Annotated in this window: 25 protein-coding genes; 7 read left to right on the top strand and 18 right to left on the bottom strand. The window is 61.0% G+C overall.

Features of this window, described 5'->3' with window-relative positions; genetic code table 11:
* Positions 1-144 precede the first annotated feature (144 nt).
* From K9B33_RS17930 to K9B33_RS17845, 18 genes are all read right to left on the bottom strand, one after another.
* Entirely contained in the window at positions 145-1,365 is a 1,221-nt protein-coding gene (locus K9B33_RS17930; RefSeq protein WP_224550440.1) for a site-specific integrase, read from the bottom strand.
* Positions 1,366-1,538: 173 nt separating this feature from the next.
* Complete coding sequence (locus tag K9B33_RS17925) at positions 1,539-1,793, bottom strand: hypothetical protein (protein ID WP_224550439.1); 255 nt, start codon at positions 1,791-1,793, stop codon at positions 1,539-1,541.
* Entirely contained in the window at positions 1,790-2,008 is a 219-nt protein-coding gene (locus tag K9B33_RS17920) for a helix-turn-helix transcriptional regulator (protein ID WP_224550438.1), read from the bottom strand. The genes K9B33_RS17925 and K9B33_RS17920 overlap by 4 nt, the downstream gene beginning before the upstream one ends.
* Positions 2,005-2,541, bottom strand: coding sequence for a hypothetical protein (locus tag K9B33_RS17915; RefSeq protein ID WP_224550437.1), 537 nt, complete (start codon positions 2,539-2,541; stop codon positions 2,005-2,007). The genes K9B33_RS17920 and K9B33_RS17915 overlap by 4 nt, the downstream gene beginning before the upstream one ends.
* A 37-nt stretch (positions 2,542-2,578) precedes the next feature.
* The gene (locus tag K9B33_RS17910; protein ID WP_224550436.1) at positions 2,579-2,872 is read right to left on the bottom strand and encodes a hypothetical protein; all 294 of its coding nucleotides are present in this window, start codon (positions 2,870-2,872) and stop codon (positions 2,579-2,581) included.
* Positions 2,869-3,165, bottom strand: coding sequence for a hypothetical protein (locus K9B33_RS17905; RefSeq protein WP_224550435.1), 297 nt, complete (start codon positions 3,163-3,165; stop codon positions 2,869-2,871). The genes K9B33_RS17910 and K9B33_RS17905 overlap by 4 nt, the downstream gene beginning before the upstream one ends.
* On the bottom strand, positions 3,162-3,404 hold the full coding sequence (locus K9B33_RS17900) for a hypothetical protein (protein WP_224550434.1): 243 nt from the start codon (positions 3,402-3,404) through the stop codon (positions 3,162-3,164). Before K9B33_RS17900 ends, K9B33_RS17905 begins: the two co-directional genes overlap by 4 nt.
* Positions 3,401-4,096 carry a hypothetical protein gene (locus tag K9B33_RS17895; protein ID WP_224550433.1) on the bottom strand — a complete coding sequence of 232 codons (696 nt, stop codon included), beginning with the start codon at positions 4,094-4,096 and terminating at the stop codon, positions 3,401-3,403. The genes K9B33_RS17900 and K9B33_RS17895 overlap by 4 nt, the downstream gene beginning before the upstream one ends.
* A gap of 378 nt (positions 4,097-4,474) precedes the next feature.
* Positions 4,475-4,681, bottom strand: coding sequence for a hypothetical protein (locus K9B33_RS17890; RefSeq protein WP_224550432.1), 207 nt, complete (start codon positions 4,679-4,681; stop codon positions 4,475-4,477).
* On the bottom strand, positions 4,681-4,977 hold the full coding sequence (locus tag K9B33_RS17885) for a hypothetical protein (protein WP_224550431.1): 297 nt from the start codon (positions 4,975-4,977) through the stop codon (positions 4,681-4,683). Before K9B33_RS17885 ends, K9B33_RS17890 begins: the two co-directional genes overlap by 1 nt.
* The gene (locus tag K9B33_RS17880; protein WP_224550430.1) at positions 4,974-5,405 is read right to left on the bottom strand and encodes a hypothetical protein; all 432 of its coding nucleotides are present in this window, start codon (positions 5,403-5,405) and stop codon (positions 4,974-4,976) included. The genes K9B33_RS17885 and K9B33_RS17880 overlap by 4 nt, the downstream gene beginning before the upstream one ends.
* Positions 5,406-5,417: 12 nt before the next feature.
* Positions 5,418-5,753 (bottom strand): hypothetical protein, encoded by a 336-nt coding sequence (locus K9B33_RS17875; RefSeq protein ID WP_224550429.1) that lies wholly within the window; start codon positions 5,751-5,753, stop codon positions 5,418-5,420.
* A gap of 229 nt (positions 5,754-5,982) precedes the next feature.
* Positions 5,983-6,345, bottom strand: coding sequence for a hypothetical protein (locus K9B33_RS17870; RefSeq protein ID WP_224550428.1), 363 nt, complete (start codon positions 6,343-6,345; stop codon positions 5,983-5,985).
* Complete coding sequence (locus K9B33_RS17865) at positions 6,342-6,965, bottom strand: hypothetical protein (RefSeq protein ID WP_224550427.1); 624 nt, start codon at positions 6,963-6,965, stop codon at positions 6,342-6,344. Before K9B33_RS17865 ends, K9B33_RS17870 begins: the two co-directional genes overlap by 4 nt.
* 1 nt (position 6,966) lies before the next feature.
* Positions 6,967-7,137, bottom strand: coding sequence for a hypothetical protein (locus K9B33_RS17860; RefSeq protein ID WP_224550426.1), 171 nt, complete (start codon positions 7,135-7,137; stop codon positions 6,967-6,969).
* Positions 7,134-7,376, bottom strand: a complete 243-nt coding sequence (locus K9B33_RS17855; RefSeq protein WP_224550425.1) for a hypothetical protein — start codon at positions 7,374-7,376, stop codon at positions 7,134-7,136. The genes K9B33_RS17860 and K9B33_RS17855 overlap by 4 nt, the downstream gene beginning before the upstream one ends.
* 1 nt (position 7,377) lies before the next feature.
* Positions 7,378-7,758 (bottom strand): hypothetical protein, encoded by a 381-nt coding sequence (locus tag K9B33_RS17850; RefSeq protein WP_224550424.1) that lies wholly within the window; start codon positions 7,756-7,758, stop codon positions 7,378-7,380.
* A gap of 140 nt (positions 7,759-7,898) precedes the next feature.
* Complete coding sequence (locus K9B33_RS17845; RefSeq protein WP_224550423.1) at positions 7,899-8,696, bottom strand: helix-turn-helix domain-containing protein; 798 nt, start codon at positions 8,694-8,696, stop codon at positions 7,899-7,901.
* Between the two features lie 116 nt (positions 8,697-8,812).
* On the opposite strand from K9B33_RS17845, the gene K9B33_RS17840 reads away from it, so the two are divergent.
* The 7 genes from K9B33_RS17840 to K9B33_RS17810 all read left to right on the top strand — a co-directional run bounded on the left by K9B33_RS17840 (position 8,813) and on the right by K9B33_RS17810 (position 13,432).
* Positions 8,813-9,106 carry a hypothetical protein gene (locus tag K9B33_RS17840; RefSeq protein ID WP_224550422.1) on the top strand — a complete coding sequence of 98 codons (294 nt, stop codon included), beginning with the start codon at positions 8,813-8,815 and terminating at the stop codon, positions 9,104-9,106.
* A 50-nt stretch (positions 9,107-9,156) separates the two neighbouring features.
* Entirely contained in the window at positions 9,157-9,963 is an 807-nt protein-coding gene (locus K9B33_RS17835) for a toprim domain-containing protein (RefSeq protein ID WP_224550421.1), read from the top strand.
* A complete protein-coding gene (locus K9B33_RS17830) occupies positions 9,960-11,255 on the top strand; it encodes an AAA family ATPase (protein WP_224550420.1) in 1,296 nt (431 codons plus the stop codon). Before K9B33_RS17835 ends, K9B33_RS17830 begins: the two co-directional genes overlap by 4 nt.
* 210 nt (positions 11,256-11,465) lie before the next feature.
* Positions 11,466-11,852, top strand: a complete 387-nt coding sequence (locus tag K9B33_RS17825; protein ID WP_224550419.1) for a hypothetical protein — start codon at positions 11,466-11,468, stop codon at positions 11,850-11,852.
* Complete coding sequence (locus tag K9B33_RS17820) at positions 11,849-12,196, top strand: hypothetical protein (protein WP_224550418.1); 348 nt, start codon at positions 11,849-11,851, stop codon at positions 12,194-12,196. Before K9B33_RS17825 ends, K9B33_RS17820 begins: the two co-directional genes overlap by 4 nt.
* On the top strand, positions 12,180-12,452 hold the full coding sequence (locus tag K9B33_RS17815) for a hypothetical protein (RefSeq protein WP_224550417.1): 273 nt from the start codon (positions 12,180-12,182) through the stop codon (positions 12,450-12,452). Before K9B33_RS17820 ends, K9B33_RS17815 begins: the two co-directional genes overlap by 17 nt.
* Positions 12,449-13,432 (top strand): hypothetical protein, encoded by a 984-nt coding sequence (locus K9B33_RS17810; protein WP_224550416.1) that lies wholly within the window; start codon positions 12,449-12,451, stop codon positions 13,430-13,432. Before K9B33_RS17815 ends, K9B33_RS17810 begins: the two co-directional genes overlap by 4 nt.
* Positions 13,433-14,225: the final 793 nt, after the last annotated feature.

Below are 14,225 nucleotides of genomic sequence, written 5' to 3'. Positions count from 1 at the left end.
GAAACTGGCGGAGAACGGCTTCCCACCCTCTCCGCCACGACTTTCCTAAGTGATTGTCGTTACTTAACCTTCTGACAAAGCGTCGCTTTCCACCGCCTCGGTGCTACAAAGTGGTGAGCGTTCCCGGGTGCGGGGACGCCCGGTTCACCGATCCACCGACATTGAACCTTGGCAGCGGTTGACCGCCCGAGCCAAGACATCGATCGGCCACTCACCGTAGGTCTCACCGATGCTACGAGGCGCGTGGCCTTGGATCGCGTCGCGCACCTCGGGCTCCATGCCCGCTCGGCGGGCGAGGGTCTTGTAAAGGTGCCGCCACCCATGGTTGGGCTGGACATGCGGGTCATTGATGCCGAGGTCGCGCACCCATGCGGCCAACCGTTCACCGACCTTCCGATAATGGGCGTTGCCAGCAGACCCGCCTCGACCACGCGCGGGGTCGTAGAAGATTGGTCCGTCGCCAGCCTGTTCCGCTACCCTCAGCAACCCCTGCTCAACCAGATGCGGGTGAAGCGGCACGATCCGCGCTTGCCCGCTCTTGGTCGACCCGGCCTCCGGCGTGATCCGCATCGCCCAGATGCCCTCCACCTCAATGATGTCCCGGCCTCGCATCTGAGCAATCTCGCCGACGCGCGCGCCGCTGTAGGCGCACATCCATGGTATCCACCGTCGAGCCAGAGCGTGCTCTCGGCTGATCTTGCCCTGATCCCTTGAGAGCGATGCCGACAGGATCGTGCGCGCCTCGGCCGAGGTGAAGCTCGGCCCACGCGGGCGGTGCCGCTTCGGCACCCGCACGGAGACGCCAGCGGCGGGGTTGGCGTCCAGCTTCCGATTCTCGACGCCCCATGCGAACACCACCTTGGCGGCAGCGAGATAGACTTCGCGGATCGTCCGCCCACTCGCGCCTTGACGGGCCAGCGCCTCCTTCCAGCCAATGATGTCATCGGCGCTGATGCTGCGCGGCTCGTCATGCCCGAGATGATCGACGAGATGGGTGATCACCGGACGCCACCGTTTGATCGTTGCAGGCGACGGCTGCCGTTCGCGCAGATACCCGTCGAAGATTGCCATCAGTTTCGGTGAGGAAGCCTGCCGAGGATAAGGCCTCGAAGGCTGGGGCAAGGTGGCGACGGCAACAGGCACAGGGGATGGATCGTCGAGCGGTCCTACCTTTGCTCGCTCAATGAGATCGTGGAACTGCTGGATGACCGGCGCGGCCAGACGATTGGCATCCGATTTCGAGAGCCGCCCGAGGCGTCGGGTCAGGTTCGTTTTTCCAATCGTGGAGCGAAGGCCCACGGGGACCACGATGCGGACTTCGAATCCGCCATCACTCGACCTTCGAACATGCGTCATCAACCGCATTTTGTAGCACCACTTTGTAGCACCGAGGCGGTGGAAAGCGACGCTTTGTCAGAAGGTTAAGTAACGACAATCACTTAGGAAAGTCGTGGCGGAGAGGGTGCCCGTCGAAATATGGGGCATAAGTGACGTATTTATGCGGTTTTACGACGACGTCGTAAAACCCATACCCCGACTTATACCCCCGTCCCGTTTTTGCTCGAATAGAGGTTGTTCGCTTCCCATGTTTCGTAGCGAACCGAATCGCCGCCGCCCGCCGGTCCGTGCAGTTCCATGAACTTCGGCATCCCCCGAAGCGCCTCGTTGAGATGCGGCATGTCCTCGTAACCAGTGAGAGTCCAGCCATGTGCCGGCGCCGCCGCGACCATGTCCTCGCCGCTAGCGAATTCGTGAATTGGCTCTGAAGGCATCCCGACGACCATAATCTTCATTGCGCAGCACCTTCCATAGAACCGGACCATCCCATCGGGTCAGCCACCCATGCATTGATATCCGATTCGTACCACGCGACCAAGCCGTCGCTGATGCGGTGCGATGCAGGGAACGTCCCCTTCCCTATCTTCCGGTAGATCGTGGCGCTGGACAGCGTAGTGCGGGCCTTCACCTCCGCGATGCGCAGAAGGTTGTCGCGGCTGCGATCGTTCATCGGACGATCCTCCGCTTTAGTTTCATGGTGGTCGGATCAGTATTATATTCTGGTAAGAGCCTATCCAGATAGGCTCGTTCCGCCGCATCGAGGCTCTCGGCATCGCACCGCATGAAGCCCACAGCGTCGAAGGCCATAGCGGAATTAGCAAGGTGGCTGGCGATGCGGAGATATCCCGTCCTTGTCTGGCCCACATAGACCACGGTATCGCCCCGCCAGAGGAAATAGATGCCGGTTCCGCCGTGCATTAAATCCTCGACCGGCACAGCAAAGGAGCGGAGCCTGTCGGCGTTCATGTGGCGCCCATTATATTGAGGCGCTTGCCGGACCAGCGCGGCCTCATTGATGCAGAAACCTTTAGGGACGCGCGGGTGAGCATCGGAAAAAGCCTTCGCCGGGATCGGCTGGTCGATCATCCAAGCATTCACTTCGCCCGCGCTCCACTTGGGGCGCCGCGGACCAGAAAAGAAGTGTTTGGGGAACGCCCCCGCATCCTCCCTCGCCTTGATGCCAGCGGCGGTCAGGCACGTCATGCGCATCACGTCCTGAAGCGAAATGAGGCGATCCGGATTACTTGCCATCGAACGCCTCCACCCCAGTCGGGCCACAGACCTGCTTGCCATCCGACCCCAGCCGAGGCGACAGCGCCCCGCCCTTCGTCTCCAGATATTGGCAGCCGGTGCCGTTGTCGGTACGCAAGCGCATCCCACTGCGAGGGCCGGACGGTGGGTCGGTCGCGTCGCGCGCGGGAGGTGATATCCATTGCCAGGCCGCCAAGCACAGCGCAGCGATGATCACCCATTTCCCGATCGCGCTGAGCGCGCCTTCGGTCAGTTGCTTGCCGATTTTCTCGACAGGTGTCATTGGTTCGCCTCCGCCGCAACGGCCGCCATAGCCTGCCATACCTCCGCGACGCCAAGGCCGGGACCGAGCCGCTTGATACCGCCGGCCAACTTCGCTTTATCGATTACGTCCCACGCTGCTGCGATCATTTCGAGCGTTGGAAGGTGCGGCAGTGCGTACGAATTTCGTACGCACTCATCTTCGACCTTCGCGATAATGTCGCGGATCAGCTTGTCCGAAACCGGATTCATGCCCGCAAACATTAGGAGGCTTGCGACCTGGGCGCGAAGGCCTTCATTTTCGGCGATGGTCATTGCACTTCCTCTCGCACACACGGCACGATGCCCTTCATATCGCTGGCGCAAACGGCGCAGTCGCACGTCCGCGCCAGCGCGCGTCCGCGTCTGATCCCGGCAAGCGTCGCCCGGACCTTGTGCCCGCGATCCCACTGGCCCGCGTCGATCTCGGTCCGGCAATGGCAGGCCTTGTGGCTCTGCGGGTCGAGGGTCGCCTTCACGATGTCGCGGGCTTCGATAAGGTCGGGATCGGTCATTGGCGGGTCACCGGAGGCAGCATGGCAACGACCTTCTGATCGAGCGACACGGTGACGACTGGCAGGCCGAATTTATCGCGCCACTTTATCGCACGCGCTTGCGCCTGATCGATGGTCGCATAATGCCAAAGTTCGCGGTAATCATCTATCGAGCCATCTGGCTTCTCGATGTACACTTCCCAGCGCCAAGGCACTTCGGCCGGCTGGCCGTTGATCTTCCAGCCTTTACCTGTGATCTCCGCGATTTTGATGATCCCGCTGGCCGGTGCCCATCCAGTCGGCGTCGGCTGCGGGTCCGGCAGTGGAAGCCATTCGATGGGTTCATGTTGGCCTCCATCGTCCTCGGCCCAGCCTTCGTCCCCCCACGTGAGTATGACCCACGGATGATTATACGGATACGGGGCATTCTTCGGAACGTGACCCAAAATCCACCCGCCATTCTTCAGCGCGGTATCGATCGGCTGGGGCTTGGGTGCGGCATGGCGATGGTCCAATTCGGCCCGCAACTTCGCTGCCTCGCTCTCCGCGCCAGCGGCGCGCACCCGCATCAAGTCCTCGCAAGCCGAGATTTCAGCATCGCTCAGGTCGAGGAAGTTTTCCCAGTCAGGATGCTTGTAAAAGGGGGGATCGGTCGGGATCGTCTCCAGCCAGTCGGCCATAGCGATCACGCGATCTTCTCGGATTTTCTTCATGGCTGGGCATCCTCGATCAAACAGGGGTAATCCGGGCGGCCGGTCTGGCAGGACAGGCAGTCGCAGGGGGTGGTGCTGGCATGGGTAACCGGCCGGGTAAAACGGCTGATTTGTGGGGCTTTCGGCTGGTGCTGAGCGCTGAAACCGGCAGGGTGATTCCACCGAGTTGCTTTCGGACCGAATCCACCCCTAAAGGCCCAGATTTCTGCGGGTTTCGGGCCGATTTCCTATGCGATTCCGCTGTGTTCGGATCCAGTGCCCAATTCTTGCGGTTCAGCATCGCCATGGCGAGTCTGCCCAGCCTCACGCCGTGGCGCGGATCGGGCTGGCCGATGGTCCGCGATCCGTCGGGATGGTGGTAGACGGGGACTTCGAGGATCATCTCAGACCGCCCAGCCGCTCGGCGCGACGTTCGAGAATGCCCGCCACTCTGCTGAACCCGCCCGCCCGCGCGCGGCGCTCGCGATTGACCTTCGCAGGAACAGTGCGGTTCGCGGTGTCCTTTTCCTCATCGGCCAGCCGCCTGAGAAGACCGGCTGCTTCCAGAAGCCCAAGCCGACGAGTGTCCCAATGGGCGCAGTCCATCACACACCACCTTTCGAGCCGGGCGACATCGGGGGAATGTCGCCCGGCCCTCCCGACCGCCTGGGGGCATTAGCGGCCGGAATAGGGTCGGCTTCGGCTTTCACGCGAAGCACTTCTTGAAATACGATCATGACCCGGCCCGGCGCGGCGGCGGCTTCCGCCTCCGCATCGGTCGCGGCTTCGTCGAGGGTCAGATATCGCCGCCGCGGCAATGTGCTGCCGGGGCGCGCGGTGCGGCCTTTACGCGCCACCATGAAGGCGGGCATATTCGGCACGGTGAGGCGGACGTTCGTCATTCGCCGTCTGCCTTGGCGACACCGGCGCGCAGCAGCTTCGCGGCGTCCTCCAGCAGGGTTATACAGGCGCTGTGATTGTCCCTGTCGCCCGGCTTGCAATAGTCCAGCGAACCAATGTTGAGAATGCCCAGCAGCATAGAATAGGCACTGCGGATCACCTCGTTGGCAGACGCGAGTTCTGAGGCTAGCGTTGTGACCGTCGCGATGTCAGCGGGCGAACGAGTGCCGCGGCCGAAGTCCATTCCTGCGGCTTCGCTGAAGCGCTTCAACGCGCGATCGGCCGCTAAAGCGGCGTCCATCTTCTCGCGCGTCGTCGCTCCGGGGCGTGCGCAGATGATGTTGTGTTCCGCGATTGCGCTTAAATAAGCTTCGTAGGCGGTGACCTCGGCGGCGGTGTAGTCGCGCGCGGTAGTGTCGGCGGTAGGCATCGGGCTATGCTCCTATGCGGCGATCGGCGTGCGCCGGATCGGGAAGATTTTACGGACGCGGTCGAGGCTGGGATGCGGCTCGCCCTCATCGGGGCCGTCGTCATCGGGGCCGTCAACGTCTGGGTCGGGGTCGCGCAGCGGCTGATCGAAGTCAGCGCAGGACCGGCTGAAGTGGACGATCGGCTGGAACGCAACTAGCTCGCCGTCGCGCTCGAACAGCGCGGCCGGTGCCATTTCACAGGCCCCCACGTCCGATCCGATATCCTCCAGCGCGGGCTGGCGCATGTCGGCGGGAACGCCCTGCCGCCAATGGCGACAGTTGCGACATATGGCGTAGCGTTTCAGCATAGTGGGCTTTCCTCCCATGGGCCGCTGTCCGACCACTCGCCGCAGCGGTGGTCCATGTGGACGGCAGGGAAATTGAAGCTACCGCTGTCCTCATCGGGATCGGCCGGAAGCCAGATAGGTGGGTGCCGTCGGCACAAGCCGACATCATCGTTGCGCACCACGTCGCTGGGTGGGCGGTTGCTGCCGTTGGTGCCACCGCGCAGGAAGTGGACGCATTTGGAACAGCGGCTCATAGCGTCACGCCCTCCAGAAATTCGGGGTTCAGCGCTTTCAGCTTTGTGCCGCGCGCGATGCCGGCGTCGAGAATTTCGGTCGCCTCGTTCATGATTTCCCTGACCGGGCAGTCATCGCGAGTAGCGCCATCAAGGTCGGCGAGGTTCAGCTTGACGATAATGTCGGACATGTTCCGCGCGGGCAGTGCCCACACCGCACCAAGGGCTTCTGACAGCGCGGCGCCTGCGCTGTTGGCTTCGTCATTGGTGTAGTCTTCGCCCAACGCCTCGAACATGTCTTCCGCCGCCTGAACGGCCTCCAACGCGACGCCCCAAAGGTTATCCAGCGGGTGCGGCTGAGTTATGATGATGTAGGTCATGGGCGCGCATCCATCGCTTCGAGGCTCTGGATCGAGGACCAGAGCGCCTGATTGACGGCGTCCTCCATGTCGAGCTTGGCGACGAGGTCGGGCACGTCGGCACCCAGAGCCAGCGCTCGAAGCCACTGCGTCGTCGCATTCAGATAAAGCGCGTAACGGAGCTTGCCAGCGACGCCCAGCGGCGACGCAGCGGTGCAATCCGCCAGCAACCGTTCGCCAGCGCGAGCTTGTTCGGTTCCGGCACGGTCGCTGTCGTCCTTCCATGCGTCATCAGCGAAATGCAGCCATGCCTGCCATGTCGGGTTGTCAGCGCATGCCGCGCTGGGGGGCGCGATCTGAGACGTTGCCAGCGCTGCGACATCGCGCTTGAGCGCTTTCCAGTCGACATCGGGGATTGCCTCGCAATCAACGATGTACCTTTCATCAATCATGGTCATCTTTTCGAGCAAATCAGCGCTGCTCGTTGCGGGAGCCTGAAGGACCGCGTCCCACTTGTCATAGTGGGCGTTGGTAAAAGCCTCATCTTCATCGACTGTCATGCCGGTGAAATCCGCCGCATTATACGCCGCGAGACTGACAAGGTAATTGATGCGCGCGATGGCATAGCTGAGCTGGGTCATGTCACTTTTCCTTGGGAAAGCGCGTGAACGCGATGAGGATTTGGAGGCCGAACCATTCGAACATGAAGAACCCGCCATCGCCGCCGCGTTCGTCTTTCAGCGACGCGCCGCCATGAGGACCCCAGTGATACCAAGGCTCGATCGCGGCTATGATCTTGCGGAGGCGGGTCATCGACGCGCGGCCTTCTCGATAAATTCGGCTACTTTGATAAGCGCGTGAGCGGCGTCCAAAGCCTCGGCGTGGACCGACCACGACATGGCGGAAAATTCGCCAGAGTCGCCATGGTCGACCGCCATCTTGTGTTCGGTTTCCATCGCTGCGCCTTGGCTGGCGATGATGGCCTTCGCCCACGTCAGCGCCCGTGCGGGACTGTCGCCGAAGATGGCTTGAATGTCGGGATTGAGGGCCATGTCAGCGGCCCTCGCTGTCGAGGCCGTGGTTATGCTCGTTGATCGTGAACACGTCGTCCATATGGCGGGCGAGGCCGAGCAGCGATTGAACGCCCTCCATGGCGAGGCCAAGCGTGTGACCACGGGCATCCGCCAACGTTGTAAAACGGTCCCTGCCGTCGGCACCTGCCAACTTTTGGTTTACGATCTCATCCGAGGCGCTGAAGGAGGTTTTCAGCACTTCCAGCAGCGCATAGGCCTGCTCGATATACGGCTCGCCAGAGCTATAGAAAACGTGCGTATGCCCGTGATCCATAGTTGTGTCGGAAAGCGCTGGGATCTGGAGGCGCGGGGGTGCTGTTCGCGAAGCGTCAACGCTCCGCGCCGTGGTGGCGTCGGCCATGTTCGGGGTCTCCTGTCTGAACGACAGGGTTGGCCCATGCGGACGCCCTGCCTGCGCCCTCTGAGATTTTTAAACTCTCAGCTGGCGAAGACAGAGTTAGTACGGGCAATAGCCCGCGTCAACGGGCTATTGCCCGCATCTCAAAGCGAAAGAAGTTGATTTTGCGTTAACACTTTGTATCTTTTGGAAATTAAATCTGCAGGAACCTTGAACTGGACCGGCGGTGTAAACTGCTCGACAAGGTGAGATACCTGAAAGGGATTTTCATCGTCCCGCAGAACTGGCGTGTTGTTGACGAGGCGCTTGAGCATCATCCACCGACCTGGCGCGCCAGAGCGGTCGGTGACATCGCCTTTTAAAGCCAAGAAAACATAGTCGCCGTCACGCCCCATGTCGGGCTCGAGGTATAGGATATCTGCCTCTTCAAACCTCGGATATGCGGAGGTGCCGAATACGGAGATAGCGATAATGTCATCTCGGAGCGCCAGACGGGGCGGGCGTCGGCAGTAGTCTATCGGTTTAGAAAGGTCATACTTTAGGACCTCGATACCCTTGGCGCCGTCGAAATCCATCGCGCCGATACCACCGTCATCGGCAATTCCATAAACCGGTATATTCCGCGGAAGCTCTATTACGCCCTCGATCGGAAGGGCTGATTGCGTTGTGGTTCTCCAAAATGCCTGGCTCTGATGCTCGACGTGCCCGGACAGATAGTCGGGCGTTGTTTCCAACGCATTTGCCAACTGAATGAACCGGTCGCTGCTCGGCCTTTTACCGCGCCGAATCTCGCGAATCGCATCCGGATAACCCGTTGCTCGAATGGACGCTTGACGGTCGCTAAGGCCAAGCTCCTTTAAGCGCTCATCAATGCGCTCAAGCGTCAGTTCCAATGGCGGCACGATTATCTCCCACCGGCCCTTCTTTTTCTCTTCAGTCATAAGTTCCTCCTAAACGGGCCATAGCCCGAACGGACAATAAAATCATGCGGGCGATAGCCCTTGACTAATGCGGGCTGTAGCCCGTATTAAAACCTCGGAGTTAACGAGGTGTGTAGATGGACCTTATCGGCAACTTGAAATGGATCAGTGGTCGTTGGGTTGACGCCCATGCCCCTAGCCGACCGTCGGTATCGCTGAAGACGCTGTCCTCAAGGGCAATCAACGACGGTAAGCTGTTCGATAGGATCGAGGCAGGTCGGCCCATTGAAATCCCCACGTATGAGCGCTGCATTCGATTTCTTTCATTGGCGTGTAATTGGCCAAATGACACGATCCCGATAGACGTTTTGCAGCACTTGGCTCTGCAAAACGCGACGTTTGTGGCTCGCGACGTCATCGAGGCTGAGTGACCGCCATGGCGGGGGACTGGCACATAGCCGTCGCGGACTTCATCGGCGCGATGGAGATGGAGGGCGTAAAGCCGACTGAGCCAATCGCCCAGCGATTGGCGTCTGGCGAGCTGATCCGCTTTCACTGTGATGGAGACGGCAAGGGCCGGCAGAACGGCTGGGCAACCCTTTATCTGGACGATCGTCCGGCGGGCGCATTCGGTAACTACCGCCTTGGCATAAGCCGGAAATGGCGCATCGATCGCGACCTGTCTCTTACACCAGAGGAAAAGCGGCAGCTTCAGGTGGAATGGGCCGCGGCGAAGCTGCGACGGCAGGAGGAACGCGAGCGCAGCGAAAGCGAGGCCGCGCAGGATGCCCGTGAGCTATGGCGCAGAGCGGGGCCAGTCGGGCTTGACCACGTCTATTTGCTGAAGAAGCGCTTGGACCCTTTCCTGTTCCGCCAGGATGCCGGGAAGCTGTTGGTGCCGATGTATGACGGCGCAGGCTCGCTTTGGAACCTGCAACGCATATCAGGCGACGGGACAAAGCGATTCCTGCGCGGTGGCAAGACCGATGGCTTGTTCTTCCTTATGGGTGAGCTATCGCGCCAAGGCGAAACCGTCGGGATCGGTGAAGGCGTCGCGACCATGGCGGCAGTATGTCGCGCGACCGGATATCCTTGCATCGCTGCCTTTTCGGCCAAGAACATCGCCGCCGTCGCACGCCTTTGGAACAACGCCCGCCCTGACCTCAATTATATAATCTGCGGTGACGACGACAGCCACCTCCCCACCAACATCGACAAGGAAGCGGCGGAAGCGGCGGCATTGGAGATCGGCGCCAAGGTAGCTTTCCCGTTGAGGCGCGCAGCATGACGGTCGCGCGCGACTTCGAAGATGATGAACGCGAATTTGGCGGGGCATCTGTACGGGCAGCGCTGGACGCGGCCAGGTGGCCTGGGCCTGAGAGGCCGCCATCCAATTATGGCATGGAGACATCCCCTGCTGCGATCGTCAGCGCCACCCCTTTCACATGGCGAGAACCATCCAGCATTCCGCGCCGGCAATTTCTGTACGGATATGAATTGCGGCGCAAGCAGGTGTCGGCTGTTATCGCGCCCGGCGCTGCTGGCAAAACCACCTATAAGGTCGGGCGCGCGCTTTGCATCGCAACAGGCCGAAATCTTCTTAACACGACGGTCTGGAACGGCCCTCACCGGGTTTGGCTCTGGAACCTCGAAGATGAGATGGAAGAGGTCGAGAAGACTGTTCACGCCTTTATGAAGGCGTGGGACATTACCCCCGATGACTTGGGCGACCGCCTTTTCCTCGACGGCGTCGATAGCGCTTCATCGGGGACGCTGAAGCTGGCGGTAGAGGAAAAGACTGGCGGGTTCACGGTCAGGAAGCCTGTAGCCGAGGCTGTCATAGAAGAAATGAAGCGCAACAAGGTCGACTATCTGGACATCGACCCGTTCGTTTCCAGCCACTCGGTCGATGAAAACAATAATGGCGCGATCGATGCCGTTACCAAGGAGTGGGTTAGAATCGCGCACGAGACGAACAGCGCGGTGAGCTTAGCCCATCACGTTCGCAAGCCCAACGGATCAGAGGCATCGGCCTTCGATGCCCGTGGCGCAGTATCGATGATCAACGCGGCCCGATCATGCCTCGTATTTCAGAAAATGACAAAGGAGGTGGCGGAAGAATTTCGCATACCAGAATGCGACCGGAAGCGGTTCTTCTCGGTCTACGACGACAAGAACAACAAGGCTCCGGCTCCATCGGCAGCGAACTGGTTTCAGTTCGTCGGCGTGGGGCTTGGGAATGGGGATGATACTGGCCCCGAGGACAATATTGGCGCGATAGAGTGCTGGGAAGCACCAGACACGTTCGCGGGCGTTACGGCCCGGCAACTCTATCATATTCAGCGTGAAATCGATGCAGCCCCAGGGTCTTCGCGGAAGCATTCCGCGTCGACGCTATGGGCCGGTAAGCTGGTCGCCAAGGTCTTGGACGTCGATCCCCATGACGACGCTGAGAAGCGCCGGATTAACAAGATGATTACAGTGTGGATAAGGGAGGGCGCTCTCAAGGTCGTAGAGCGCAAAACTGGCCATGACCAGATGAAAGAGTTCGTGGAGGTGGGCCGATGGCTGCAACTCTGAGGGACGATTGCCTCTGGTCCCGGAGGTTCCGGAGGTTGCCGGAAGCTGTGGTTCCGGAGGTTCCGGGAGGGTTCCCCCTCGCGTGCTTGCGCGCGCCTGCGCACCTGCCCGCGCACTGTACGGGATACCCCCCTGAAAGGGGGGATATCCCTACAGGTAATATTATAACTCAACACCGCGCGTGCGCGCGACCCACGCAGGAGGATTTCCATGTTCGGTGAAAATCGAGAGGCCGCCAATGCGTACCAGTTGGTGCCAATCTCAGAATTTCGGGGTGGGCGGGAACGGTACGCACATCTCCACCGCTGGGGGCCGTGGCTGCTCGACGCTGAGCGGATTGTGCTCTGCCGGTGCCCCAACCACGACGATCCGCTGCGCGCGAAGTACGAGGTCGACATTGAGCGGGTCGAGACTGCCCAGGACTTGCTGTTCTGGATCAGCCATATTGCTGAGAAGGCCTGGGGCGACGCCTTGACGGTGGGGCATCTCGCAATCGCTATGGATGCCCTGTTTCGGCCGCGTACCTTGCTTCTTGATGGCCAGCGCCCCGTTGCGCGGGACATCCTGAAGCTCACCATCGAAAGGAATTGGGGATGATGTCGGCGCATGAAAATATCGCGAAAGTCGCTGAGCAGGTCGCGGCGCTTTGCGAGGAAATCCGGGCGGAGGCGATGGGTGAAGCGCTGCCCGCTGTGACCTCGTCCACGCGGGTCGATGGGCGACTTTCCGGGTTGCTGTTTGCCATCCATCATATCGGCGCGACGCTGGATATCCTGGGCGGCCAGAGCCTTGTCAGCAAGGTCATTCTGGCGGTGGAAGAGCGGCTGGATGACGTGAACGTCTCGGTCTTTTTGAACCGGCGCTGGGATGGCTATCCGCGATCGGGGGCCCGTTTGCTGACTGGCGACGAAGCGGAGGGCGACGATGAAGCTGAGCTGTGACACCTGCCGCTTCTGGAACCAATTGAAGTTCGGCGAGGTCAGCGCGTTCGAAGACGGAAACTATACCGTGGACGACTACGGCACCGGCGAATGTCGGTTCAATCCGCCGATCGGCATTCGAAACCCGGAGGCGATGGCCCTTGGTGCCAACAGCATGGACGCTGCTCAGAACGCTCATTGGCCCGTCACATGGGATCAACATTGGTGCGGGCAGCATAAGCTGCGGCTTGCTGTGATTGATGGAGGCGCAGCGTGACAGGAACCGGGGCACTAACGAGGGCTGAGAGGATTGCGCAGGCGCGGGCAGCCCTGTCAGCGGCATATGCCGCCGATCCGGCTGGCGTGGAGCGTTTCAATGCCCGCATGGCGCGGCTGGCGGCGGCGCGGAAGCGCGAGCAGCAGCGCATCGATCATCTGGTGTTGGGTCGGTCGCGCCCGGTCGAGAAGGTGACCGAAGGTAAGCGAAAGGGCCGGAAGAAGCCCAAGCTGGTCGAGCGGCCGGTCGTGCTGGAGCCGGGTATCGAGGAGGCGGTGCAGGTCCGCGAACTATGGTCGCACAAGGCCTATGGCACGCCCGAGACGTGGGACCGATCGCTCCGCACCCATGATGACGCGCTGATCCAGCTTCACCGCAACGGCACGCTCGACAAGGAGCAGCTTGAATGGGCCGCCCAGATCGGCAACGTCTATCGCAGCCTGGAGGCCGACGTCGGTATCAAGGTTGCCAGCCTTGAGGCGCGCGTCGACCAGTCGCGCGGCGGCGGCCGGACGGCTGAGCATGTCATGCGCGTCCGCACCCATCTGGCCTATGGCTACTGGCGCGACGCGTTGCCGACGCCGAAGCAGATGGTGCTGGACATGATCGTGGGCGACGCGGTCGGATACACGGTCGCGGCCAGGCGGTATCGCGTCCACAACCGCAAGGCCAAGCGCCTGCTGCTGGAAGCCATCAACCGGTGGCCGGTCTGTATCGCATATGCCTTTTCCGCTGTGGACCAAGATACCGTCGATATGGCCGAAGCGGGATGGGCAACGGAACCTGTCTGGCTTGCGCGCTGGGTGAAGCCACCGCCGCGCCCTGCTGCGTCTGCAACGCCCGCCACGGTGGATACACGGCGACGCCTGCCGCCGGTCGACCCCGCTTTCCTGAACGACAGCGGACATCTGCGGGAGTGGTCTGAGATTGCCGCGATCATCCGCGATCGGCTAGATGAAGAAGAGGACGAGGCAGCTTAAGTTTTCGCTTGCAAGTGGCCACGAAAACGCCCAAAAAAGCCGCAAGGCGAGATGCGTCTAACAAAGGCCCGGCGGCAACGCTCGGGCCTTTCCCGTTTCAAATCTTCGACGCTTTTTCCTGCATTTCAGCCCTTACGTTCCTCCGCTGGGACATTATACTGCGCTAGCTCAATGGGATGCATGAGCTTGTCCATCGCGCGGGCCGCTTTCTCCGCATATTGCGCTGCCAGCCTCCGATGCGTTTCTCGAACTGCTTCTGACGGGGCGTTTTGTGCCATCTCACGATGCTTTTTGCACCGCGACGAATAGAAGATGAACCAGGTGCTTTTCATTCTCGCCTTTTGGCTAGCTTGAGCGGGAATGCGTCAACACCCCTCTAGCCTCGGCAGACGGGCCGCGTCTAGTTGATTGGTCCACCGGACTTTGTCTCAGCTTCAGCCGCATGAATTTGAGCCGCTTGCTCCGCCAAAGAGCGGTAGTAGGCTGCGCGCTGAAGGTGAGACGCAACCAATGCATAGTCTTCATGGCGAGACTCGGCTTCTTCCGCCTCCTGCTGATGCTCCACTGCGAGGCGCAGATAGCGTGCGTAATCAGGTGACCGACCCATATTGCTCCCCATAGTTGTGGACCAGGGAGCCAGAACGGACGAGCTGTCGCCTTGTTTCATTAATGATGACAAATGCTGTTAGCGATGGGCGAAGCGGGCAGTCCGTCGAGACGACGCCGTCTCCGCCAATCCAACCAGTCATCGGAGCGCCCATGCAGCAGCGCCCTCACCCCGCAGACCAGATGG

This window comes from Sphingobium sp. 3R8 (assembly GCF_020166615.1).
Classification (GTDB): domain Bacteria; phylum Pseudomonadota; class Alphaproteobacteria; order Sphingomonadales; family Sphingomonadaceae; genus Sphingobium; species Sphingobium bisphenolicum.
Note: the sequence above shows the minus strand (reverse complement) of the source record. Positions and strands in the feature narration are given on the sequence as shown.